Origin of the sequence: Streptomyces millisiae, from assembly GCF_031845425.1 — a bacterium.
Classification (GTDB): Bacteria; Actinomycetota; Actinomycetes; order Streptomycetales; family Streptomycetaceae; genus Streptomyces; species Streptomyces millisiae.
Genome location: NZ_JAVREM010000086.1, coordinates 1 through 22,880, shown reverse-complemented (window position 1 = coordinate 22,880; position 22,880 = coordinate 1). Strand labels below are relative to the sequence as shown.

General features: G+C 74.5%; 18 protein-coding genes. 9 read left to right on the top strand and 9 right to left on the bottom strand.

The window, feature by feature from the left end; genetic code table 11:
• Positions 1–17: 17 nt before the first annotated feature.
• Positions 18–911, bottom strand: coding sequence for a 16S rRNA (cytidine(1402)-2'-O)-methyltransferase (gene rsmI, locus RNC47_RS32825; RefSeq protein WP_311604148.1), 894 nt, complete (start codon positions 909–911; stop codon positions 18–20).
• Positions 912–972: 61 nt separating this feature from the next.
• On the opposite strand from rsmI, the gene RNC47_RS32820 reads away from it, so the two are divergent.
• Together RNC47_RS32820 and RNC47_RS32815 are read left to right on the top strand one after the other, a co-directional pair.
• On the top strand, positions 973–2,688 hold the full coding sequence (locus RNC47_RS32820) for a dolichyl-phosphate-mannose--protein mannosyltransferase (RefSeq protein WP_311604146.1): 1,716 nt from the start codon (positions 973–975) through the stop codon (positions 2,686–2,688).
• A 49-nt stretch (positions 2,689–2,737) separates the two neighbouring features.
• On the top strand, positions 2,738–3,259 hold the full coding sequence (locus RNC47_RS32815) for a hypothetical protein (protein WP_311604144.1): 522 nt from the start codon (positions 2,738–2,740) through the stop codon (positions 3,257–3,259).
• Positions 3,260–3,266: 7 nt separating this feature from the next.
• On the opposite strand, the gene RNC47_RS32810 is transcribed toward RNC47_RS32815, so the two are convergent.
• Both RNC47_RS32810 and RNC47_RS32805 read right to left on the bottom strand, forming a co-directional pair.
• Positions 3,267–3,869 (bottom strand): hypothetical protein, encoded by a 603-nt coding sequence (locus tag RNC47_RS32810; protein WP_311604143.1) that lies wholly within the window; start codon positions 3,867–3,869, stop codon positions 3,267–3,269.
• Positions 3,866–4,153 (bottom strand): hypothetical protein, encoded by a 288-nt coding sequence (locus RNC47_RS32805; protein ID WP_311604142.1) that lies wholly within the window; start codon positions 4,151–4,153, stop codon positions 3,866–3,868. Before RNC47_RS32805 ends, RNC47_RS32810 begins: the two co-directional genes overlap by 4 nt.
• A gap of 177 nt (positions 4,154–4,330) precedes the next feature.
• Here RNC47_RS32805 and RNC47_RS32800 point away from each other — a divergent pair, with 177 nt between their 5' ends.
• On the top strand, positions 4,331–5,986 hold the full coding sequence (locus RNC47_RS32800) for a penicillin-binding transpeptidase domain-containing protein (protein WP_394814931.1): 1,656 nt from the start codon (positions 4,331–4,333) through the stop codon (positions 5,984–5,986).
• 37 nt (positions 5,987–6,023) lie between these two features.
• Here RNC47_RS32800 and RNC47_RS32795 read toward each other — a convergent pair whose 3' ends face one another.
• Positions 6,024–6,812, bottom strand: a complete 789-nt coding sequence (locus RNC47_RS32795; RefSeq protein ID WP_311604140.1) for a hypothetical protein — start codon at positions 6,810–6,812, stop codon at positions 6,024–6,026.
• 211 nt (positions 6,813–7,023) lie between these two features.
• On the opposite strand from RNC47_RS32795, the gene RNC47_RS32790 reads away from it, so the two are divergent.
• The gene (locus tag RNC47_RS32790; RefSeq protein WP_311604139.1) at positions 7,024–9,042 is read left to right on the top strand and encodes a TetM/TetW/TetO/TetS family tetracycline resistance ribosomal protection protein; all 2,019 of its coding nucleotides are present in this window, start codon (positions 7,024–7,026) and stop codon (positions 9,040–9,042) included.
• A gap of 160 nt (positions 9,043–9,202) precedes the next feature.
• Here the strand turns inward: RNC47_RS32790 and RNC47_RS32785 are convergent, their stop codons facing one another.
• Entirely contained in the window at positions 9,203–11,455 is a 2,253-nt protein-coding gene (locus RNC47_RS32785; protein ID WP_311604138.1) for an MMPL family transporter, read from the bottom strand.
• A 196-nt stretch (positions 11,456–11,651) separates the two neighbouring features.
• Here RNC47_RS32785 and RNC47_RS32780 point away from each other — a divergent pair, with 196 nt between their 5' ends.
• The 3 genes from RNC47_RS32780 to RNC47_RS32770 all read left to right on the top strand — a co-directional run bounded on the left by RNC47_RS32780 (position 11,652) and on the right by RNC47_RS32770 (position 16,834).
• Entirely contained in the window at positions 11,652–15,872 is a 4,221-nt protein-coding gene (locus RNC47_RS32780) for a S41 family peptidase (protein ID WP_311604136.1), read from the top strand.
• A 96-nt stretch (positions 15,873–15,968) separates the two neighbouring features.
• A complete protein-coding gene (locus RNC47_RS32775; protein ID WP_311604135.1) occupies positions 15,969–16,178 on the top strand; it encodes a hypothetical protein in 210 nt (69 codons plus the stop codon).
• Between the two features lie 128 nt (positions 16,179–16,306).
• A complete protein-coding gene (locus RNC47_RS32770) occupies positions 16,307–16,834 on the top strand; it encodes a pyridoxamine 5'-phosphate oxidase family protein (RefSeq protein WP_311604134.1) in 528 nt (175 codons plus the stop codon).
• A 7-nt stretch (positions 16,835–16,841) separates the two neighbouring features.
• Here the strand turns inward: RNC47_RS32770 and RNC47_RS32765 are convergent, their stop codons facing one another.
• The 3 genes from RNC47_RS32765 to RNC47_RS32755 are packed head-to-tail and all read right to left on the bottom strand — an operon-like array spanning position 16,842 to position 20,066.
• On the bottom strand, positions 16,842–17,723 hold the full coding sequence (locus tag RNC47_RS32765) for an SDR family oxidoreductase (protein ID WP_311604133.1): 882 nt from the start codon (positions 17,721–17,723) through the stop codon (positions 16,842–16,844).
• Positions 17,720–18,586, bottom strand: coding sequence for an alpha/beta fold hydrolase (locus RNC47_RS32760; RefSeq protein ID WP_311604132.1), 867 nt, complete (start codon positions 18,584–18,586; stop codon positions 17,720–17,722). Before RNC47_RS32760 ends, RNC47_RS32765 begins: the two co-directional genes overlap by 4 nt.
• The gene (locus RNC47_RS32755) at positions 18,579–20,066 is read right to left on the bottom strand and encodes a flavin-containing monooxygenase (protein WP_311604131.1); all 1,488 of its coding nucleotides are present in this window, start codon (positions 20,064–20,066) and stop codon (positions 18,579–18,581) included. The genes RNC47_RS32760 and RNC47_RS32755 overlap by 8 nt, the downstream gene beginning before the upstream one ends.
• A 125-nt stretch (positions 20,067–20,191) precedes the next feature.
• On the opposite strand from RNC47_RS32755, the gene RNC47_RS32750 reads away from it, so the two are divergent.
• Complete coding sequence (locus tag RNC47_RS32750) at positions 20,192–20,971, top strand: MerR family transcriptional regulator (RefSeq protein ID WP_311604129.1); 780 nt, start codon at positions 20,192–20,194, stop codon at positions 20,969–20,971.
• On the opposite strand, the gene RNC47_RS32745 is transcribed toward RNC47_RS32750, so the two are convergent.
• Positions 20,968–21,573, bottom strand: a complete 606-nt coding sequence (locus RNC47_RS32745; RefSeq protein WP_311604127.1) for a TetR/AcrR family transcriptional regulator — start codon at positions 21,571–21,573, stop codon at positions 20,968–20,970. The two genes, RNC47_RS32750 and RNC47_RS32745, sit on opposite strands and share 4 nt — an antisense overlap.
• Positions 21,574–21,681: 108 nt before the next feature.
• On the opposite strand from RNC47_RS32745, the gene RNC47_RS32740 reads away from it, so the two are divergent.
• Positions 21,682–22,671: an ABC transporter permease gene (locus tag RNC47_RS32740; protein WP_311604125.1), complete on the top strand. Its 990-nt coding sequence runs from the start codon at positions 21,682–21,684 to the stop codon at positions 22,669–22,671.
• Positions 22,672–22,880 lie beyond the last annotated feature (209 nt).

The window sequence follows — 22,880 nt, the reverse complement described above, 5'->3', positions numbered from 1 at the left end:
GGGGAAAAACCCGGCCGTCACGAAGCCGACGGCTTCGACGCCACCACCGCGTCGAAGACGGTCCGCTTCGGGACGCCGGCCTCCTTCGCCACCTCCGCGATCGCCGCCTTGCGCGGCTGGCCGGCCGACTCCCGCGCCGCGACCAGGGCGGCCAGGTCCGCCGTGGAGAGCGTGGCCGCCGCCGCGCCGCGCGGCGCGCCCGCGACGACGACGGTGATCTCGCCGCGGACGCCGTCCGCCGCCCAGGCGGCGAGCTCGGCGAGCGGGCCGCGGCGGATCTCCTCGTAGGTCTTGGTGAGCTCGCGGCAGACCGCCGCCCGCCGGTCGGCGCCGAACGCCTCGGCCATGGCGGCCAGGGTGGCGGCGAGCCGGTGCGGGGACTCGAAGAAGACCAGCGTGCGACGCTCGTCCGCCAGCTCCCGCAGCAGCGCGGCCCGCTCCCCCGCCTTGCGTGGCGGGAAGCCCTCGAAGCAGAAGCGGTCGACCGGCAGCCCGGAGAGCGCGAGCGCCGTCAGCACCGCGGAGGGGCCCGGCACCGCCGTGACGCGGGCGCCGAGCTCGACGGCGGCGGCGACGAGCCGGTAGCCGGGGTCGGAGACCGACGGCATGCCGGCGTCCGTGACGAGCAGCACCCGCGCGCCCCGCGCGAGTTCCTCGGCGAGCTCCGGCGTGCGCGCCGCCTCGTTGCCCTCGAAGTAGGACACCACGCGCCCCTCGATCCGCGCCCCGAGGCCCTGGGCGAGCCGCCGCAGCCGCCGGGTGTCCTCGGCCGCCACCACGTCGGCCTCGGCCAGCTCGGCGGCCAGCCGGGGCGGGGCGTCGGCGAGGTCGCCGATGGGGGTTCCGGCGAGGACGAGGGTGCCGGGGGTGCCGGAGGTGGCTTCGGAAGGGTTACCGCGCGCGCCAGTCATATCGCTCATCCTCACCCATCCTCCCCCTCGCCCCGCGCGGCGGATGCCAAGATGGCCGGTGATGACCAGCCAGACCGTGACGGACGCCCCGCACGAACAGGACCCGGGACAGCAGCCCGCCACCTGGGGGCAGCGGCTGCGCCGCTTCGGCTATGTGCCGCCGAGATCCGCCGGGGTCCGCGAACGTCTTGTCCCGCCGTTCCCCGAGCCGGGGTCCCGCCTCTGGCAGTACTTCGGCTTCGCGCCGGCCGCCGCCGCCCGGCTGGCCCGCTGGACGGGCTGGGGCGGCCCGCTGCTGGTCGCGGTGCTCGCCGGGGCGCTCAGGTTCGTGAACCTGGGCTCGCCGGACGCGGTGATATTCGACGAGACGTACTACGCGAAGGACGCCTGGTCCCTGCTCCAGCGCGGGTACGAGACCGAGTGGCCGGACGACGCCAACGACCTGATCATGGCCGGTCGGACCCCGTTCGACGACGCCGCCTCGTACGTCGTCCACCCGCCGGCCGGCAAGTGGGTCATCGCGGTCGGCGAGTGGCTGTTCGGGCTGACCCCGTTCGGCTGGCGCTTCATGGTGGCGCTGCTCGGCACCCTGTCGGTGCTGATGGTCTGCCGCATCGGCCGCCGCCTGTTCCGCTCGACCGTACTCGGCTGCGTCGCGGGGCTGCTGCTGGCCGTGGACGGGCTGCACTTCGTGATGAGCCGCACCGCGCTGCTCGACCTGGTGCTGATGTTCTGGCTGCTCGCCGCGTTCGGCTGCCTGCTGGTCGACCGGGACCGGGCCCGGGCCCGGCTGGCCGCGGCGCTGCCCGCCGGCTCCGACGGGCTGCTGCGGCCGGACGCGACCGTCGCGGGGCGGCTCGGGCTCGGCGCGCGGCCCTGGCGGATCGCCGCCGGCGTCTGCCTGGGGCTGGCGTGCGCCACCAAGTGGAACGGCCTGTACGTGCTCGCCGCGTTCGGCATCCTCACGGTGCTGTGGGACGCGGCGGCCCGCCGCACGGCCGGCGCCAAGCGGCCGCGGCACGCGGCGCTGCGCCGGGACGCGCTGCCGGCGTTCGTCTCCCTGGTGCCGGTGGCGCTGGCGGTCTACCTGGTCAGCTGGACGGGCTGGTTCGCCACCTCGGGCGGCTACTACCGGAACTGGGCGAACCGGCCGGGCGCGGGCGAGAGCGACTACTCCTTCGTGCCGGCGGCGCTGCGCAGCTGGTGGCACTACACGACCGAGGTCTACCAGTTCCACGTCGGGCTCACCTCGGAGCACACCTACGAGTCGAACCCGTGGAGCTGGCTGGCCGCCACCCGGCCCGTCACCTACTTCTACACGTCCGAGGAGCGCGGCGAGGGCGACTGCCGCTATGCGAGCGGCTGCGCCCGGGAGGTGCTGGCGCTCGGCACCCCGCTGCTGTGGTGGACGGCCTGCTTCGCGCTCGCCTACCTGGTGTACCGCTGGCTCTTCCGCCGCGACTGGCGGGCCGGCGCGGTGCTGTGCGCGGTCGCGGCCGGCTACCTGCCGTGGTTCGTGTACCAGGAGCGCACCATCTTCTACTTCTACGCGGTGGTGCTGACGCCGTTCCTCTGCCTGGCGGTGACGATGCTGATCGGCGCGCTGCTCGGCCCGCCGGGCTGCTCGGAGCGCCGCCGGGTGATGGGCATCGTGGCCAGCGGGGTGCTGGTGCTGCTGATCGCGTGGAACTTCATCTACTTCTACCCGATCTACACCGGCACCGAGATCCCGGTCGACGGCTGGCGGGCCCGGATGTGGTTGGACACCTGGGTGTAGCCCCACCCCGGTTGATGTGGACACTTCGTGGGACGCGACCATGGGCGGCATGACCTACGGGGAAACGAGCGGTCCGGTGGGGTGTCCCGGGTGTCGGACGTGGGAGAACGTGCCGGTGGCCGAGGCGCGGGTGGACGAGCGGGGGCGGGCGGAGAAGCTGCCGACCCGGCTGGCGATCGCGCCGGCGCCGGGTGGCGATCGGTTCATGCACGCCGTGGAGGGCGTCCTGATCGCCGTCGTCGCCGGCGCCGCCGGGGGGTACTACGCCGAGGAGCGTGACCTGCCGTGGCTCACGGCGGTCGGGGCCGTCGCCGCGGTGCTGATCCTGGCGGCCACCTTCGCCATCGTGCGCGGCGAGACCCGGGACGAGCGCCGGGTGCGGGACGGCAGGCCGCGGGCGGACGCGCTCAGCGCCGGGGCGCGCTACTGCTTCCGCTGCCGGGGCGTGTTCCACTCCGGGGCCCACTGGCCCGGGGTGCTGACCCCGGAGCAGTTCCGGCACCTCGTCTGGACCGGCGCCGGCTACGGCGACCAGCTCGACGGGAAGGCCAAGCAGGCCGGGGCGTCCTGACCCCCCGTCAGGAGAGGCCGGGCTCGGCCGGCAGGTCGAGAGGGCGCTTGTAGTAGGCCCAGGGCGAGTCGAAGGCGGTCGGGACGATCAGCTCCCAGCCCTGCTCGACCATCCGGCGGCGCCGGCGGCGGGTGGGCCACCACAGGCGCTGGTGCTCCCACTGCCGTGGGGAGGACTCGACGAGGTGGTGGAGGTGGCCGTAGTCGACGACGTGCCAGCCACGGCGGCCCGACTCGGCCAGGGCGTCCATCTCGTTGAAGGCGTTGAGCGGCGAGAGCACCCGGCGGTGCGCGCCCGGGTCGGCCGGCGGTGGGGTGGCGGCCGGGGTGCCGAAACGCTGCTGCGCGGCCTGCCGGCTGATGCCGAGCAGCCGGCCGACGACCTCCCAGCTGTGTCCCGCGGCGCGCGCGCCGTTGATGGACTGGCGCAGCAGCCGGCTGGTCTCCTCGGCGGCGACCCGGGAGGCGGCGACCATCAGCAGGTGGGCCGAGGGGTCGCTGCCGAGGCCGGCGCGGCCCTGGGCACGGACGGCGAGCACCGCCTCGGCGACGGCCTCGCGCAGCGCGGTCTCCTCCGCCTCGGTCAGGCCCTCGGCGGGCGGTTCGGTCATGCCCGGTCCTCGCCGTCGCGTGGTTCACCAGTGGGCGGGAGCGGTTCGAGCTCGTCGAGGCGGGCGGCGTCGGCCCGGGCCCGCGTCGTCCTGGCGGCGAGCGCGATCCCGGCGGCGAAGATCGTCAGCGCGAGCAGGCCGAGCGGGATCAGCATCAGGTCGCTGTCCACCACCGTCTGGAGGGCGAGCAGGGCGCCGAAGGCGCAGAGGAGCGCGGAGAGCAGGGCAAGTCCCGCGGCGGGGTGGGGCGTTGGTCGGTCGCCTGGTTCACGGGTCGGTTCCATGCGTCAAGGTTTCCTTGACGTTTAAGGGATTGTCAAGAAATCATTGACACGCTTCCGGCGGGGTGGCCGCCCCCACCGTGACACCGGGCTGCGGTCAGCGATACCAGGGGTAGCGGGTAGGCTGCCCGGACGGACGCCTCGCAGAGGCGCTCATGGGGTGATCGAGGGGTAGGGCAGATGCGGAGCGGACAGCGTGTCGCCGTCATTGCCGGGACGTGCGCGGCGGTCGTCTCGGTGCTTGGGTTCGGGGCCTACAGCCTGCTCGGCGGTGAGAGCGAGGAAGGCGAGCGGGGCAACGTCGCCGCCACCTCGGACGACGAGCCGGGCGAGGGCGTCGAGTCCGGGCCGCCGAGCGCGGAGGAGGTCCTCCAGGCCTCGGACGCCTTCCTGGACGCCTGGGCCGCCGGCGACGCGGCCGCCGCGGCCGAGCTGACCGACGACCCCGAGGCCGCCACCGCGGCGCTGACCTCGCTCGTCGAGGACGCCGCCGTCTCCGAACTCACCGTCACGCCCGAGGCGCCGAGCGGCGAGCGGGTCGCCTTCACCGTGGACGCGGTGGTGGCCTACGAGGAGGACGAGGCGGTCGACCCGGCCGACTGGAACTACTCCTCCGAGCTGACCGTCACCCGGGACGCCACCACCGGCGAGCCCGTGGTCGACTGGGAGCCGACCGTGCTGTACCCGGGCCTCGCCGAGGGCCAGTCCATCGTCACCGGACCGGCCGACGAACTGCCCCCGGTCGAGGTGCTGGACGCCACGGGCGCCGCGCTCACCGCCGAGGACCACCCGACGCTCGCCCCGATCCTCGACGACCTGCGCGAGCGGTACGCGGAGCAGTCCGGCGGCAGCGCGGGCGCCGAGACCAGGATCGTGGACGCCGAGGGCGAGACCGTCGAGCAGCTGCTGGCGCTCGCCGAGCCCGTCGCCGGCGAGGTGCCCACCACCATCGACCCCACCATCCAGGCCGCGGCCGAGGCCGCCGTCGCCGGCAAGAGCAACGCCTCGGTCGTCGCCATCCAGCCGAGCACCGGCGCCATCCAGGGTCTCGCCAACTCGCCGGCCGACGGCTTCAACACGGCCCTCGAAGGCTCCTACGCGCCGGGCTCCACCTTCAAGATCGTCACCGCCTCGCTGCTCATCGACGAGGGCCTGGCCTCGGCGAACGCCCCGCACCCCTGCCCGCAGTACTTCGAGGTCGGCGGCTGGCGGTTCCAGAACCTCGACGAGTTCGAGATCGAGGGCGGCACCTTCGCCGACAGCTTCGCCGCCTCCTGCAACACCGCCTTCATCAGCCAGGCGCCGGAGCTGTCCGACGAGGCCCTGGGCAACCAGGCCCGGGACGCCTTCGGCCTCGGCATGACCTGGCAGGTCGGCACCACCACCATGGACGGCGCGGTGCCCACCCAGTCGGACGCCCAGATGGCCGCCTCGCTGATCGGCCAGGGCGGGGTGCGGATGAACCCGATGACCATGGCCTCGGTCTCCGCCACCGTCCGCAACGGCGGCTTCCTCCAGCCCTACCTGGTCCCGCAGTCCTTCGACGACCGCGAGTTCGCCACCGCCAACGGGCTGAGCGCCGCCACGGCCGAGGAGCTGCGCGGCCTGATGAACCGCACCGCGACCAACGGCACGGCGGCCGAGGCGATGGCGGGGCTCGGCGGCGACATCGGCGCCAAGACCGGCTCCGCCGAGGTGGACGGCCAGGACAAGCCCAACGCCTGGTTCACCGCCTACCGCAACGACCTGGCCGTCGCCGCCGTCGTCCCCAACTCCGGCCACGGCGGCAGCAACGCGGGCCCGGTCGTCGCGGACGTCCTGAGCGCCGCGCCGTAGTCCGCCATCCCCCCGCGCCGCGACCAGCCGGCGACGGTCAGCCGCACACGTTGCTGACCGTCGCCGGCTGGCTCACGTTGAGGGCCCGGTAGAGGGTGTCCGTCCAGCCGAAGGTGGGGCCCGTGGCGGCGATCGACATGGCGTTGATGTCGGTGCCGTACCAGGTGTGGGCGAACGCGCCGCGCGCCGTCAGCGTCTTGCAGCTCCCGCCGGCGCCCTCGAAGACCAGGGCCGAGCGGCCGGTGGCCACGTTCATGTCGGTGGCCGACTTGGCCGGGGTGATCAGGAAGCCGACGCCGAAGGCGTTGACCGCGGCGGCCGCCTCGCTGCTGGTGTTGGGGTACTCGTCGGTGGTGCCGCTGTGGTGGACCACCTGGAGGATCGGGGTGACCGCCGAGTCGAACCAGGTCGTGACGGCCTGGCGGCCCGTCATCGGGTAGGCGGGCAGCGACTGGAAGGCCCAGTCGGTCATCGCCACCCAGCGGTCGCGGCCGTTGACGGTGGCGATCCGGTACACGTCGGGCGTGGAGACCACCAGGGCGGACGTCGGCGGCACCTCGGTCGCCGCGCTGACCCGCACCAGGCACGCCTCATCGGCGAGCGCCGCGTCGATCTCCGCCCGGCCGACGCCGGCCGCCTCCAACGCGTCGACCCGCGCCAACAGCCGCTCGGCGCCCGCCGCGTCGTCCAGGGAGATCGCCGGGACACACCCGGACGGCGGAGCGCCCGCGGCGGCGGCCGCGGCCGGCGCGCCGCCGAGCGCGAGGCCCACGAAGGCCGCCAACAAGGCCCGTACCAGGGTCTTTCCCGGCTCGCGTCGCACCATCGCCTCCCGGTTCCGATCACCTTGTCGACTTAACCATAGCCCCGACTCCGCAAATCGGTTGCCGCCCCGACGGCCGTCTGTTGTACTCCCCCGGCCACCACCAGGGGCACCAGGACCGCCAGGAACACCAGGAGAGAGGAGTCGGAGATGAGGACAGCGTCCGCGTCCGCGAAGCAGGGAACCCCCTTCGAACCAGAGGACCTGACGCTCTGTGAGCACACCCGTCTTTCTCAACCTGGGCATCCTGGCCCACGTTGACGCCGGCAAGACCAGCCTGACCGAACGGCTGCTGTACGACGCCGGCGTCATCGACGAGGTCGGCAGCGTCGACGCCGGCAGCACCAGGACCGACTCGCTCGCGCTGGAGCGCCGGCGCGGCATCACCATCAGGTCGGCCGTCGTCTCCTTCGCGCTCGGCGACCGCACCGTCAACCTGATCGACACCCCAGGACACCCGGACTTCATCGCCGAGGTGGAGCGGGTGCTCGGCGTGCTCGACGGCGCCGTGCTCGTCGTCTCGGCCGTCGAGGGGGTGCAGGCCCAGACCCGCGTGCTGCTGCGGACGCTGCGCCGGCTGCGCATCCCCACGCTGCTCTTCGTCAACAAGATCGACCGCTCCGGCGCGCGGCACGGCGCGCTGCTCGACGAGATCGCCCGGCGGCTGAGCCCCGCCGTGGTCCCGATGGGCGTCCCACGCCGGCTCGGCACCCGGGACGCCGCGTACGCGCCGTTCGACCCGGCGGAACCGGCCTTCACCGCCCGCCTGTCGGAGGTGCTGGCCGAGCACGACGACGCGCTGCTCGCCGCGTACGTCGACGGGGACCCCCGGCGGCTCGCCCCCGACCGGCTGCGGGCCGCGCTGGCCGCCCAGACCGCCCGGGCCCTGGTCCACCCGGTCTTCTTCGGCTCGGCCATCACCGGCGCCGGCACCGAGCGACTGGCCGCCGGCATCCGGGAGTTCCTGCCGACCGCGGGCGGGGCGCCCGACGGCCCGCCGGCCGGCACCGTCTTCAAGATCGAACGCGGCCCGGGCGGCGAGAAGACCGCCTACGTCCGGATGCGGCTCGGGACGGTGTCGGTGCGCGACACGCTGCGCTACGGCCGGGACGGGGAGCGCGCGGCGAAGGTGACGGGCGTCGCCGTCTTCGAGCACGGCGCGGCCGTCAGACGCGAGGCGGTGACGGCCGGCCAGATCGGCCTGCTGACCGGCCTGGGCGACGTCCGGATCGGCGACGCCCTCGGCGACCCCGGCCGGGCCGGCGCGCCCGAGCGGCACTTCCCGCCGCCCTCCCTGGAGACGGTGGTCGCCCCCGTACGTCCCGCCGACCGGGCGGCGCTGCACGCCGCGCTCACCCAACTCGCCGAGCAGGATCCCCTGATCAACCTCCGGCGGGACGAACTCCGCCAGGAGATCCATGTGTCGCTCTACGGCGAGGTCCAGAAGGAGGTCATCCAGGCCACGTTGGCCGAGGAGTTCGGCGTCGAGGTGGTGTGCCACGCCACCACGACCCTGCACGTGGAGCGGCTGACCGGGGTCGGGGAGGCGGCGGAGTTCAAGGGCAGGGACGACAACCCGTTCCTGGCCACCGTGGGCCTGCGCGTGGCGCCGGCGCCGGCCGGCGCCGGCGTGGCCTTCCGGCTCGGCGTCGAACTCGGCTCCATGCCCTACGCCTTCTTCCGGGCCGTCGAGGACACCGTGCGCGAGACGCTGGCGCAGGGTCCGCACGGCTGGCCGGTCCCGGACTGCGTGGTCACCATGACCCACTCCGGCTACGCGCCGCGCCAGAGCCACGCGCACGCCATCTTCGACAAGTCCATGTCCAGCACGGGCGCCGACTTCCGGCTGCTGACCCCGCTGGTGCTGATGACCGCGCTGCGACGGGCCGGCACCGTCGTGCACGAGCCCCTGCACCGGTTCCGGATCGAGGCCCCGGAGGCGAGCACCGGCGTGCTGCTCCCGGTGCTCGCCCGGCTCGACGCCGTGCCGCACACGACGGCCAACAGCGGGGACCTGGTGGTGATCGAGGGCGACATCCCGGCCGCGCGCGTCCACGACCTGGAGCAGCGGCTGCCGACGCTGACCAGCGGCGAGGGGCTGCTGGAGGCCGCCTTCCACCGCTACCGCCCGGTGCGCGGCCCGGCGCCCGAGCGGCCACGGACGGACGCCAACCCCCTGAACCGGAAGGAGTACCTGCTGCGGACGGTGCGGCGTGTCCCGGGCGGTGGCTGAGCCCGTTGGTCAGCCGGCGTCCGCCGGCACTCCCCACCGAACCGTTGTTCGATCGCGGTAACGCCGGAGCCCGGCGCTCCGAGCCCCCGAGGGGGTTCGGAGCGCCGGGCTCCCTTCACGACTCCCGGTGTGCGGCTCGAACGGCCGGGATCGACGCGGCTCAGCTGACGCTTGCCGGCTCCCGCTCCTTCTCGAGCGCGTCGCGGCCCTTGCCGTTCGCCTTGAGGTACCTCTCCAGGGACTCACCCTCCACGTCGACGTTGGGCAGGATCCGGTCCAGCCACTTCGGCAGCCACCAGGCACGCTCGCCGACCAGGCCCATCAGGGCCGGGACGATGGTCATCCGGACCACGAAGGCGTCCAGCAGGACGGCCGTCCCGAGGCCGAAGCCCATCATCTTGATCATGTCCTCGGTGGCGGTCACGGCGAAGCCGGCGAACACGCTGATCATGATGGCCGCGGCGGCGGTGACCACCCGGGCGTTGAGCCGGAAGCCGGTGATCACCGACTGGTGCGACCCCTCGCCGTGGACGTGGGCCTCCCGCATCCGGGTGACGAGGAAGACCTCGTAGTCCATCGCCAGACCGAAGATCACACCGATCATGAAGATCGGCATCATCGACATGATCGGGCTGGTCTCCTCGACCCCGATGAGGCTGGCGGCCCAACCCCACTGGAAGACCGCGACGACGGCGCCGAGCGCGGCCAGCACGGAGAGCAGGAAGCCGAGCGCGGCCTTCAGCGGCACCAGGATCGACCGGAAGACGAGCACCAGCAGGATGAACGCCAGACCGACCACCAGCGCCAGGTACGGCACCAGCGCGTCGTTCATCACCTGGGAGAAGTCGCTGTTGATCGCCGTCGTGCCGGAGACGTACAGCTGCACGCCGGTCTCGGCCTCGAAGTCGGGCGCGAAGTCGTCCCGCAGGTGGGAGACCAGGTCGGTCGTCTCGGTGCTGGCCGGGCTGGAGCCCGGGAAGGCGTTGACGATGGCGACCGTGCCGTCCTCGTTGGGCATGGCCGGGGTGGTGGCCACCACGTCGTCGTAGCCCTCGAGCTCCGAGCGCAGGGTCTCGGCGGCGGCCGTGAGGTCCGTGCCGTCACCGCCCTGGAGCACCATCATCAGCGGCCCGTTGAAGCCGGGGCCGAAGCCCTCGCTCAACATGTCGTAGGCCTGGCGCTGGGTGGTGTCCTCGGGCTGGGTGCTGTTGTCCGGCAGGCCCAGCTCCATGCTGGCCACCGGCACAGCCAGCACGCCGAGGCCGAGCACGCTGGCGACCAGCACCATGGCCGGGCGCCTCAGTATCCAGCGGGACCAGCGGGTGCCCGCGTTCTGCTTGCCGTCGACGGGGACCGGGGCCGGAACGCCGGTCTCCGGGTTGGCCTTGCGCACCCGGCGACCGAAGATCCGCTTGCCGACCATGCCGAGCACGGCGGGGACCAGCGTCAGCGCGATCAGGACGGCGATGACGACGGCGCCCGCGGCGGCCAGGCCCATCTTGGTGAGCATCGGGACGTTGACGACGGCGAGGCCGGCCAGCGCGATGACCACCGTCAGGCCGGCGAAGACCACGGCGGAGCCGGCGGTGCCGACGGCCCGCCCCGCGGCCTCCTCGCGGCTGTGCCCCTCGACCAGCTCGGCCCGGTAGCGGAAGGCGATGAACAGCGCGTAGTCGATGCCGACCGCGAGGCCGATCATCGTCGCCAGGATGCCGGTCTCCCCGGAGAGGCCCAGGGGGGCGGCCAGGGCGGCGATGCCCATCGAGCCGATCACGACGCCGATCAGCGCGGTGAGCAGCGGCACGCCGGCGGCGATCAGCGAGCCGAAGGTGAGGATCAGCACGACGGCCGCGACCCCGACACCGATCAGCTCGGCGGCGCCGCCCAGCTCCGCCGGACCCATGGCGACCTCGCCCTGGGCCTCGACGGTGAGCCCGGCGTCACGGGCCAGGTCCATCGCGTCGAACAGCTCCTGCTGGAGCTCCTCGGTGATGTCCTCGTAGGAGGCGTCGTACTCGATGTCCGCGAAGGCGGTGCTGCCGTCCGGGCTGACCTGGCCCGAGCCCTCGACGAACGGGTCACCCACCGAGATGACGAGGTCGGCGCCCTGCAGCGCCGAGAGGGTCTCGCGGACCGCGGCCTCGTTCTCCGGGCTGGTGAGCTCCTGGCCCTCCGGGGCCTGGAAGACGACGGTGGAGCCGACTCCCTCGGCGTTGGCCGCCGGGAACTCGCTCTCCAGCAGGTTGAGGGCCTGTTCGGTCTCGGTGCCCGGCAGCGAGAAGGATTCCTCGGGGGGATCGCCGGCGGTGGAGGCGGCGGTGCCGATGGCGAAGAGCAGTACCAGCCAGCTCAGCGCCATCCACCAGCGCCGCCGGAAGCTCAGCCGGCCGAGTTTGTAGAGAAAGGTGGCCACGGGGCAGGGTCTCCTGTCCGGGTGTCGTGGTGTGATTCATGATCGGGAGATGAGACTTGTCAGCTCATGCCACGAGACGCGGCGCCAGCCGGGCAGGGTGAGCCACCTGGGCAAAAAGTGACTCAGGTCACATTTCCTGCCTCTTGTCGTCCTTCGGTGACTTGCCGCCGTATTCAGCGAGCCGAAGCATGGACCCGTGAGCGACGAATCCAACTCAACTGCCGACGCGTATCCACGCTTCCCGCACCTGCACGGCGACTCGCTGTGCTTTGTCGCCGAGGACGATCTCTGGCTGGCCCCCTTGCCAGCCCCCGGCCGGACGTCCGAGCGGGCCTGGCGGCTGACCGCCGACCGGACCCAGGTCGGACATCCTCGATTCTCCCCCAACGGAGACCTGATCGCGTTCACCAGCTGGCGCACCCTGGATCCGGAGATCCACCTGCTGCCGGTCGGGGGCGGCCCGGCCCGCCAGCTGACGCACTGGGCCTCCTACGACACGCGGGTCCGTGGCTGGACGCCACCCGACGCGTCGGGCGAGAGCCGCGTGCTCGCCGTGAGCTCGCACAACCAGCCGTTCTCCCACTTCACCTGGTCCTACACGGTGCCGACGGTCGGCGGCCCGGGCGAGCAGCTGCCGTGGGGACCGGTCGCCGACATCGCGGTCACCGGCGCCGGCGCGGACCGCCGCACCCTGCTGCTGACCGGCAAGGCGCCGCACGAGCCGGCCGCCTGGAAGCGGTACCGGGGCGGCGCGACGGGCAAGCTCTGGTACCACGGCACCCGGCTGCTGGCCGACCTCGCGGGCCACCTCGACTGCCCGATGCTGGTGGGCGACCGGGTCGCCTTCCTCTCCGACCACGAGGGGGTCGGCAACCTGTACTCCTGCCGCCCCGACGGCACGGAGCTGTGGCGGCACACCGACCACGACGCGTACTACGCCCGCCACGCGGCGACGGACGGCCGGCGGGTCGTCTACCAGTGCGGGGGCGAACTGTGGCTGGTCGACGAGCTCATCCCCGGGTCACGCCCGCGCCGCCTGGACGTCCGCCTCGGCGGCCCGCGCACCGGCCGCCGCGCCTTCCAGGTGCGGACGGCCGCCAACGTCGACGCCCTCGCCGTCGACGCGACGGGCCGCGCGAGCGCGGTCTGCGTGCGGGGCGCGCTCTACTGGCTCACCCACCGCGACGGCCCGGCCCGCGCCCTGTCCGCGACGACGGGCGTGCGGGTCCGGCTCCCCGAGATGCTGGGCGACACGGGCCGCATCGCGTACGTCACCGATGCCTCGGGCGAGGACGCCATAGAGATCGCCCACCTCCCGCGCGCCAGCGGCGACACCGAGCCGCTCCGCCTCGCCACCGGCGACCTCGGCCGGGTCCGCGAACTCCGCGCCTCCCCCGACGGCGAACTCCTCGCCGCCGCCACCCACGACGGCCGCCTCCTCCTCATCGAGGTCCCCCCGGCGGACGAGACGGAGGAGGAACCGGCCGCGCCAACCGCGCCGGAGGCGCCAACCGCGCCGGAGGCGCGGGAGGAGCCGGGGGCCGCCGGCTCGGCGGAGGCCGGGCACGGCCAGCCGACCGGCCCCGTGCCGGAGCCGGCGGCGGCCGACGCCGGCCTCCCGGCCGACAACCTCCCCACCCCGGCCACGACCACCTCCGGCGCAGTGCTTCCCGAGCGCCAGCCCGGACCCGCGCCGCAGGCACCGGCCACCGGCGCAGCCGGCCTGCCCATGGCCGGGCCGGTCGTGGCCACGCCGCAAGCACCGGGCGCCGAGGGCGCCGAACCGGCCGCCGGCGCAGCCGGAACCGCCCCCAGCCCGGCCGCCGGCCAGGCACCGGGCGCCGAGGGCGCGCAACCTACCAGCGGCGCAGCCGAGCACCAGCCCAACGGCACCGCGCCGCGGACGCCGACCACCGGCGCAGCCGGCCTGCCCATGGCCGGGCCCGTCGTGGCCCCGCCACAGGCGCGTGGCGCCGAAGGCGCGGAGCCAGCCACCGGGCGGCAGCCCGGAGCCGCCGCGCCGCAGGCGCCGGCCACCGGCGAAGCCGGAACCGCAACCGGCGAAGCCGGCCCCGTGACCGGGCCCGTCGTGGCCACGCCGCAGGCGCGTGGCGCCGAAGGCGCGGAGCCAGCCACCGGGCGGCAGCCCGGAGCCGCCGCGCCGCAGGCGCCGGCCACCGGCGAAGCCGGAACCGCAACCGGCGAAGCCGGCCCCGTGACCGGGCCGGTCGTGGCCGCGCCGCAGGCGCGTGGCGCCGAGGGCGCGGAGCCAACCACCGGCGCAGCCGGAACCGCGACCGGCGCAGCCGGACCGGTGGTCGGGGCGGAGGCGCGGGACGTAGGGGCTCCCGCGGCGGGTTCGGAAGCCGACGGAGGCGGGGAGGAGGCGGTAGGCCGCAAGGCCGGCACCGTTGAGGTGATTCGTTCCGTCAACGGTCCCGTCAGGGACCTCGCGTTCTCGCCCGACTCGCAGTGGCTGGCCTGGGCGCACCCCGGGATCGGCCGGTCGTTGACGCAGATCAAGATCGCCAAGCTGGGCGTCGAGGAGGTCACGATCATCGACGTCACGGACGGCAGGTTCGAGGACGAGGAGCCGGTGTTCACCAGCGACGGCCGGTATCTCGCGTTCCTGTCGTGGCGTGGCTTCGACCCGGTGTACGACGTGCACACCGGCGACCTGTCCTTCCCGCTCGGCTGCCGCCCGTACCTGGTGCCGCTGACCTCCGCCACCCGCTCGCCGTTCGCGATCACGCCCGAGGGGCGGCCGGCCGCCGGTGGGCTCGATCCGGACGACGCGGGTGGCGACGAGGGTGCCGTGCAGGTGGAGGCGGAGGGGCTCGGCAGCCGGGTGACGCCGTTCCCGGTGGCCGCGTCGAAGTACAGCTCGCTGCATCCGGTGGCCGGCGGCGGCCTGGTGTGGCTGCGGTGGCCGATCTCGGGCGCGCTCGGCGAGACGTTCGTCAATCCGGACGACACCTCGGGCAAGCCCACCCTGGAGCACTTCGACCCGGCCAAGAACAAGCGCACCGAACTCACCGACGACGTCGACTGGTTCGTGCCGAGCGGCGACGGCACCCGGCTCGTGGTGTGCGAGGACGAGGAGTTGCGGGCCGTCCCGGCGACCGAGAGCGGCGACAGCGACTCGACCGTCCACGTGGACCTGCGCCGGATCGTGCACACGGCGGAGCCGGCCGCCGAGTGGCGGCAGGCGTTCGACGAGGCGGGCCGGATCGTGCGCGACTACTTCTGGGAGCCGGGGATGGGCGGCGTGGACTGGTCGGCCGTGCTCGACCAGTACCGGCCGCTGGTCGAACGCGTGGCCAGCCCGGACGAGTTCGCCGACCTGCTGTGGGAGACGCTGGGCGAGCTCGGCACCTCGCACGCGTACGTCACCCCGGCGCGCCGCAACGAGGGGCCGGCGCACTACCAGCGGGCGCAGGGCCTGCTCGGCGCCAACTTCGCGCGCACCAAGGACGGTTCGTGGCAGGTGACGCGCATCCTGCCGGGCGACTCCTCGGATTCCAGGGCCCGTTCGCCGCTGGCCGGCAGCGGGGTGCGGGAGGGCGCGGTGCTGACGCACGTCGGCGGCCGGCCGGTGGATCCGGTGGCGGGTCCCTGGCCGCTGCTGGCCGGAACCGGCGGCACCAGCGTGGAGTTGGCCTTCGCCGAGGAGGACGGCCGGCAGCGCAGGATCGCCGTGATGCCGTTGATCGACGACCGGCCGCTGCGCTACCAGGACTGGGTGAGCAGGCGGCGCGAGCTGGTGCGGGAGTTGAGCGGCGGGCGCTGCGGCTATGTGCACATCCCGGACATGGGCGGCTCCGGCTGGGCGCAGTTCAACCGCGACCTGCGGATGGAGTTCTCCCGGCAGGCGCTGATCGTGGACGTGCGGGGCAACGCGGGCGGGAACATCAGCGAGTTGGTGATCGAGAAGCTGAGCCGCACGATCCTGGGCTGGGACCTGACGCGGAACGCGCAGCCGGTCTCGTACACCTCGAACGCGCCGCGCGGCCCGGTGGTGGCGGTGGCCGACGAGGCGACCTCGTCGGACGGCGACATGATCACGGCGGCGTTCCGGCTGTTGAAGCTGGGGCCCGTGGTGGGCGGCAGGACGTGGGGCGGGGTGGTCGGCATCACCGGGGAGCACCAGCTGGCGGACGACACGGACATCACGGTGCCGATGAACGCGGCCTGGTTCGACACGTACGGCTGGGCCGTGGAGAACCGGGGGGTCGAGCCGGACATCGAGGCGGTGCGGTCGCCGATCGACTGGGCCGAGGGGCGTTCGGTGGTGCTCGACACGGCGGTGCGGGTGGCGCTCGACCTGCTGGAGCGGCGGCCGGCGGCCTCGCCGCCCGGCTACCGGGACATCCCCGACCGGCGCCGGCCGCCGCTGCCGCCGCGCACCACCGGCTAGCCCGATATGCACGCTTCGTCCAGTCGTGTCAGCCTGGGGGTGGCAGGCACCGGCAGTCACCGGTTTCTTCGAGGCGATGGTGAGGAGTGGCGGCGCATGGGCATGGCGGACCAGCTCAAGGAGAAGGCCCAGCAGCTGCAGGAGCGCGCCAGGCGGGCGATGAGCGGCCAGGGTGGTCAGGGCGGTCAGGGCGGCCGGCACAGACGGGAGGGGGGAGGAGGCCCCGGCCAGGGCGACATGTCGCAGCGGGGCAGGGACCTGCGCGGCAGCGCCCTGGACGAGAACCGCGAGGACCGCGATCGGTGACGGTGACGGTGACGAGCGGCTGACAACGTGGGGCGACCGATGAGTTCCCCGGCCGGCGGCGGTCGGCATTCCGACACGTCCCGGTCCTGGACGAGGACCACCCGGCCGAGGAGCACGAGGAGCCGCCCATGCCGCCCGCCGACTTCGGGGAGAGCGAGCCCAGGAGCACCGAGCTCGACCCCCGCTACAGCGCCCCCGGCGCCGAGCCGACGCCCTGGGCCGAGGCGCTGCGCGGGCTGACCGAGGCCGAGGTGTACTGGCTGTCCACGGTGCGCCCCGACGGGCAGCCGCACGTGACGCCGCTGCTGAGCGTCTGGGTCGCCGGGGCGCCGCACTTCACCAGCGGCGCCGGGGAGCGGAAGGTGCGGAACCTGGCGGCCAATCCGCGCTGCGTGCTGACCACCGGCGACAGCGCGCTCGACCGGGGGCTCGACCTGGTGGTCCAGGGCAGCGCGCGGCTGGTCGGCGACGAGGCGGAGCTGCGCCGGGTCGCGGAGGCGTTCGTCGCCAAGTACGGCGAGGAGTGGCGGTACGAGGTGCGTGACGGCGCGTTCCGGAACCGCCTGGACCAGCGGGCCCTGGTCTACCGGCTGCGTCCTTCGGTGGCCTTCGGCTTCCGCAAGGGCGACTACGCCCAGACGCGCTGGCGGTTCTAGTCCCCGTCTAGTCCCCGTCGTTCCCCGGCCGGGTCGCCGCCCGGCCGCTCGGGCCGACGAGGGTGTGGCGCGGGTTGCCGGTCACCCGGCGCAGCCGGCGCACGGCCCAGGGGCTGGAGAGCACGGCGGGGATCAGCGGCCGCAGCGGCTGCGCGGCGCGCACCCAGCGCTGGCCGTAGACGTGGGCGGCGCGCCGTTCGATGCCGTCGGCGAGCCGTTCCACGGCGGGCTGGAGCGGGTTGGTGCGGTTGGTGGGCCAGGGCAGCAGCGAGCGGCCCAGGCGCAGGTGGGGGTCCTCGTCGACGCCGCGCACCAGGTCGGTGTCGGTCCAGCTGAGGTAGGCGACGCCGACCCGGACGCCGTCGTCGGCGACCTCGGGGCGCAGGCCGTGCGCGAAGGCCTCGACGGCGGACTTGGAGGCGCAGTAGGCGGTCATCAGCGGGGCCGGGGTGAGGGCGGCGAGCGAGGCGATCTGCAGGAAGTAGCCCCGGCTGTCGCGCAGCGCGGGCAGGAAGGCGCGGCAGGTGACGGCGGAGCCGACGACGTTGACCTCGACGACACGCCGCCAGCCGGCGTCGTCCGAGTCGGCGAAGCGGCCGCCGGCGGCCACCCCGGCGTTGGCGACCACGACGTCGACGCGGCCGAACCGCTCGCCGACGCGGCGGGCGGCCTCGGCCATGGCGGCCTCGTCGGTGACGTCCGCGTCCCAGTGCTCGGCGGGCCCCGGCAGGGAGGCGGCCACGGCCCGCGACGCGTCGGGTTCGAGGCCGACGAGGGCGACCGTGGCGCCCCGCTCGGACAGCGTGCGCGCCAGCGCGGCGCCTATGCCGCGCGCTCCTCCGGTGATGACGGCGACCCGACCGCGCACCGCGTGCCGGCGTGTGCTCATAGCAGGTGCTCCTTCACGAGGGCGATCAACGGTGCCACGACGCGGTCCGGGGCCTCGAAGGGGGCCATGTGCCCGATGTCGGGCAGTTCGACCAGCTCCACGAGGCGGGGCAGCCGGTCGGCGGTGCGGCGGGCGTGGACGAGGGGGGTGAGGCGGTCGACGGTGCCGTGCACCACGGTGGTGGGCAGGTCGAGGCGGGTCAGCGCTGCGGACAGGTCGAGGTCGGCGAGCACCCGGCCCCACTCGGCGCGGGCCGGGCGGGGGCAGCGGGCGACCATCCGGGCGACCAGCCGCCGCTGTTCGGCGGTGGCCGCGCGGCCCATGGTGACGTAGCGGACGAGTTGGCGGCTGAGCGGGGTGACCGGGCCGTACGGCAACCGGGTGGTCAGCAGCAGGCGTTGGGCCCGGGCGCGGGCGGGGCCCGGCGGCAGCGGGAAGACGGTGGACGCGCTGGTGAGTCCTTCGACGCCGGTGGAGCAGAGCAGGGTCGCGGCGGCGAGATCGCGCAGTTCCGGCCGCCCGGCGGCGGCCACCACGGTCATGGCGCCCATGGAGTGGCCGGCGACGACGGCCCGCGCGCCGGCCGGCACGGTGGCGGCCAGCACCGCGCACAGGTCGTCGGCCAGCGCCTCGGGCGAGCAGGCGCCGGGCGTGGCGGGGGTACGGCCGTGGCCGCGCTGGTCGTAGACCACCACCCGGTGCTCGGGCAGCAGCAAATCCCGCAGCGGCCGCCAGAAGCCGGTGTCGCAGGCCCAGCCGTGCACCAGCAGGACGGTGGGCCGGTCGTCCGGGCCGTGGACCTCGGTGTGCAGGCGGGCTCCGCCGGTGGAGACGACGCTCAGCCGCCGGATCGTCTCAGCCACGGGCGACCACCGCCTCGCGGCGCAGCACCTCGTACTCGGCGAGGTCCACTTGCTCGGTGGCGCGGCGGAACGCGGCGGTGGTGCCGGGCCACACCGTGGTGTTGCGGCCCCTGGCGTCCAGGTACCAGCTGCGGCAACCGCCGGTGTTCCAGACGGAGTTCGCGAGCCGGGCGGCCATCAGTCCGCCCCAGGCGCGGACCGCCTCGGGGCGCGGGGTGAGGGCGGCCCGCCCGCCGGGCGGCGCGAGGGCGGCGAGCTTTCTCATGAAGTCGGCCAGGTAGGCGAGTTGGGCCTCGATGACGAGGATCATCGAGTTGTTGCCGAGTCCGGTGTTGGGTCCGATGACGGTGAGCAGGTTGGGGAAGCCGACGGCCGTGGTGCCGCGCAGCGCGGCCATCCCGTCGCGCCACTCGTGGGCGAGCGTGGTGCCGTGGGCGCCGGTGACGCGGTGGGCGATGGGCTGGTCGGTGATCCGGAAGCCGGTGCCGAGGACGAGGACGTCGGCGGTGGTCTCGCGGCCGTCCTCGGCGACCAGGGTGGCGCCGCGCACCGCGCGCAGCCCGGAGTCGACGAGCCGCACATGGGGGCGGGCGAGCGTCGGGTACCAGTCGTTGGAGAGCAGGACCCGTTTGCAGCCCAGCCGGTAGTCGGGGGTGAGCCGGCGGCGCAGCTCGGGGTCGGCGACGGCGCGGCGCAGGTGGAGGGCGGCGAGCCGTTCGACGGCCCGCATCCGCGCGGGGTGTCCGGTGAAGGCGCCGACCTGGAGCTCCCGTACGCCGCAGGCGAGTTGGCGGCGGAGCGTGCCGGTGAGCGGGATCCTGGCGTGCAGGGCGCGCTCGGCGGCCGTGATGGGTCGGTCGGGCTTGGGGAGTACCCAGGGCGGGGTGCGTTGGAAGACGGTGAGTTCGGTGACCTCGTGCTGGATCTCGGGCACGAACTGGACGGCCGAGGCGCCGGTGCCGACGACGGCGACCCGCCGGCCGCGCAGCGGGACGGTGTGGTCCCAGCGCGCGGAGTGGAAGACGGCGCCGGGGAAGCGGTCCAGGCCCGGCAGGTCGGGGAGGCTCGGCTCGGAGAGCGGTCCGGTGGCGGAGACCAGCACCTCGGCGGTGAGCGGCCCGGTGCCGGTCTCGATCTCCCAGTGCAGCGCGTCCGCGTCCCAACGGGCCGCGGTGACCTCGGAGTCGAGCCGCAGGTGGGGGCGGAGCCCGAAGGCGTCGGTCAGGTGCTCCAGGTAGCGGCGGATCTCCGGCTGCCCGGAGAAGCTGCGGGGCCAGTGCGGGTTGGGGGCGAAGGAGAAGGAGTAGAGGTGCGAGGGGATGTCGCAGGCGCAGCCCGGATAGGTGTTGTCGCGCCAGGCGCCGCCCACCGCGCCGGCGCGTTCGAGGATGACGAGGTCGGTGACGCCGAGCCGGCGCAGCCGCACCGCGGCGCCCAGGCCGCCGAAGCCGGCCCCGACGACCGCCACCTTCACATGCATCAGCCGCTCAGCTCCTCCCGTGGGGACAGGGTCTGGCAACCAGCCAGTCATCACTGGCGTGTCCGGGAGTGTAGGGCAGCTTCTTACCGCCCGGTAGGGTGCGAGCGCTCTCTAGACTGCGGTTCGTGCACGCATCGGAGGCACCCCAGGCACCACGCCAGTACCGGGCCGCCGAGTTGGCGAAGGCGGCCGGCATCCCGGAGCGCACCCTGCGCTACTACCGGGAGCGCCGACTGCTGCCGCCGCCGCGCCGCGTCGGCCGGGTCGCCTGGTACGACGACAGCCACCTGTCCAGACTGCGCACCATCGCGGCGCTGTTGGCGCGCGGCCACACGCTGGGCGGCATAGCCGAGCTGATAGCCGCGTTCACGGCGGGCCACGACACCGAACGCACCGCCGAACTCCTGGGCCTCGCCGAGCCGTTGCCGGCGCCGGCCGAGCCGCCGCCCTGGGCCGAGGAGCGGCCGGTGCGGCTGACGCGGGCCGAACTCGCCGCGTACTGGCCGGGCGGCGACTCCCCGGAGAACCTGGCGGCGGCGGTGGAGACCGGGTATCTCACGGTGTCCGGGGACGAGATCACGCACTTCAGCCGCGAACTGCTGGAGGCGACCTCCGCGTTGGTCGAGGAGGGCCTGCCGCTGCCCGTGGTGCTGGCCGCCGGGCAGGTGCTGCGCGGTCATGCCGAGGAGTTGGCCGGGGTGTTCACGGAGGTGCTGCGGGCGCACGTGGTCCCCGAGGTGCTGGGGGACGGCGACCGGCATCCGCTGTCGGCCGAGGACGTGCGGCGGCTCACCGAGGTGTTGGAGCGGCTGCGGCCGCTGGTGAAGCGGGCGGTGTCGGCGGCGATCACGCTGGCCGTCGACCGCCGCCTCGGCGCCGAACTCCAGCCGCCGGCCGGCGGCTAACCCTCCACCGACTCCGGCTGCCGCAGGGTCATCAGCCCGCGCAGGCCGTTGGCCAGGACCGTCACGTCCGCCTCGCCGAAGATGATCCGCTGGAGCATGAAGCCCTGGGCGCAGGCGAGCAGCGTGCGGGCGACGTCGCGCGGCGGTATGTCGTCGCGCATCCAGCCGTTGCGCTGGTAGCCGGCCACCAGGCCCTCCCACAGGTCGAGCAGGGCCCCGAGCCCCTGCTGGAGGACGGTGGACAACTCCTCGTTGCGCAGCGTCTCCGTCCACACGTGCGGCAGCAGGGCGGGCGCGTAGGGCAGGGTGGACCAGATCCGGTCGAGCGCGTGGACGATGTCGTCGGGCAGGTTGGGCCGCTCGGCGGCCGCGATGGGTTCGAACGCCGCACGCACCGCGCCGAGCACCTCGGTCGCGAGGGCCGTGATCATGGCTTCCTTGCTGGGGAAGTACCGGTAGACGGCACCGGCGGACAGGCCGCTCTCGCGCAACACGTCCTGCATCGAGGCGCCGTGGAAGCCGTCACGGGCGAAGACGCGGGCGGCGCCGTCGAGTATCTGTCGACGGCGCGCCTCAAGGTGCTCCTGGGAGACGCGTGCCATACCCGAGACGATAAAACGAACATTCATTCTTGACAAGCCGCGCCCGGCGGGCGCACGGTGAATAACGCAGAACGAATGATCCTTCTCTTTGATGTTCGGAGGCTCCGCGTGTCTCACCGCCGCGGCCTGCTGATCGTCGGCCTCCTCGTGCCGGCGCTGATCACCTTCATGCTCTGGGCCTTCACCTGGCCCGTCGCCCGCTCCGCACCCCACGACCTCCCCGTCGGCGTCGCGGGCCCGCCCGTGGCCACCGACCGCATCGCCAGCCAACTCTCCGACGCCGACGGCGCGTTCGACGTACACCGCTACCCGGACGAGGCGGCCGCCCGCGAGGCGATAACGCACCGCGAGATCTACGGCGCGCTCGTCGCCGACGGCCAGGGGCCGCGACTCCTCACGGCCTCCGCCGCCGGGCCCGCCGTCGCCCAGCTGCTCCAGTCGATCGCCACCGGCCAGGCGGCGGAGGGCACCGAGGTGACGGTCGTCGACGTGGTGCCGGGCCCCGCCGCCGACCCGCGCGGCGCCGCTTTCACCGCCGGCGTGCTGCCGCTCGCCCTCGCCGGCCTCGCCACCGGGGCGGCGATCACCGCCACCCGGCTGCGTGGTCGCTGGGCGCTGCTCGCCCTGGCCTGCTCAGCGCCGCTGATCGGCCTGGCCGCGGCCGCGGTCGGCCACGGCTGGCTCGACGTGCTCGGCGGCGGGTGGTGGCAGGTCACCGCCGCGCTCAGCCTGTTCGCCCTGACCGGCGCCGCCACCGTCGCCGGCGCGGCGGCGCTGCTCGGCCCGCGCGGCATCGGGCTCGGCGCGCTGCTCCTGATGCTGCTCGGCAACCCCTGGTCGGGGGCGGGCTCCGCGCCCGAGCTGCTGCCGGAACCGGTCGGCGCGCTCGGCCAGTTGCTGCCCACCGGCGCCGGCGCCACCCTGCTGCGCTCCGTCTCCTTCTTCGACGGGCACGGGGCGGCGTTCCCACTCGTCGTCCTGCTCGCCTGGACGGCGGCCGGCGTCGCCGCCGTGCTCGCCGGCCGTCGCCGCGCCCCACACCGCCCCGCCCCGGCGGGGCCCGCGGCGGCCACCCCGGCCGCCCCGGCCGCGGCGTAACCGTTGGCGCTCGGCCTCGGCCGCGAAACCCGCCGGTACCCGACCCCAACCGCCCGCGCTCGGCGGCCCTGGCCGCCAGCGCGGCACGGTCGGCGCGTCGGTCGCCCGGGCCCGGCCGGGTGCGCGGCGGGCGGGGCCGCGGCACCGGCGCGAAGCGCCGGACCGCGGCCGCGGCCGGTCGGCCTCGCCGACCCCGCAGGCCGGGAAAG

Coding starts and splice junctions, on each gene's coding strand:
- rsmI (WP_311604148.1), bottom strand. CDS start 911: ATGACTGGCGCGCGCGGTAACCCTTCCGAAGCCACCTCCGGCACCCCC.
- RNC47_RS32820 (WP_311604146.1), top strand. CDS start 973: ATGACCAGCCAGACCGTGACGGACGCCCCGCACGAACAGGACCCGGGA.
- RNC47_RS32815 (WP_311604144.1), top strand. CDS start 2,738: ATGACCTACGGGGAAACGAGCGGTCCGGTGGGGTGTCCCGGGTGTCGG.
- RNC47_RS32810 (WP_311604143.1), bottom strand. CDS start 3,869: ATGACCGAACCGCCCGCCGAGGGCCTGACCGAGGCGGAGGAGACCGCG.
- RNC47_RS32805 (WP_311604142.1), bottom strand. CDS start 4,153: ATGGAACCGACCCGTGAACCAGGCGACCGACCAACGCCCCACCCCGCC.
- RNC47_RS32800 (WP_394814931.1), top strand. CDS start 4,331: ATGCGGAGCGGACAGCGTGTCGCCGTCATTGCCGGGACGTGCGCGGCG.
- RNC47_RS32795 (WP_311604140.1), bottom strand. CDS start 6,812: ATGGTGCGACGCGAGCCGGGAAAGACCCTGGTACGGGCCTTGTTGGCG.
- RNC47_RS32775 (WP_311604135.1), top strand. CDS start 15,969: ATGGGCATGGCGGACCAGCTCAAGGAGAAGGCCCAGCAGCTGCAGGAG.
- RNC47_RS32770 (WP_311604134.1), top strand. CDS start 16,307: ATGCCGCCCGCCGACTTCGGGGAGAGCGAGCCCAGGAGCACCGAGCTC.
- RNC47_RS32765 (WP_311604133.1), bottom strand. CDS start 17,723: ATGAGCACACGCCGGCACGCGGTGCGCGGTCGGGTCGCCGTCATCACC.
- RNC47_RS32755 (WP_311604131.1), bottom strand. CDS start 20,066: ATGCATGTGAAGGTGGCGGTCGTCGGGGCCGGCTTCGGCGGCCTGGGC.
- RNC47_RS32745 (WP_311604127.1), bottom strand. CDS start 21,573: ATGGCACGCGTCTCCCAGGAGCACCTTGAGGCGCGCCGTCGACAGATA.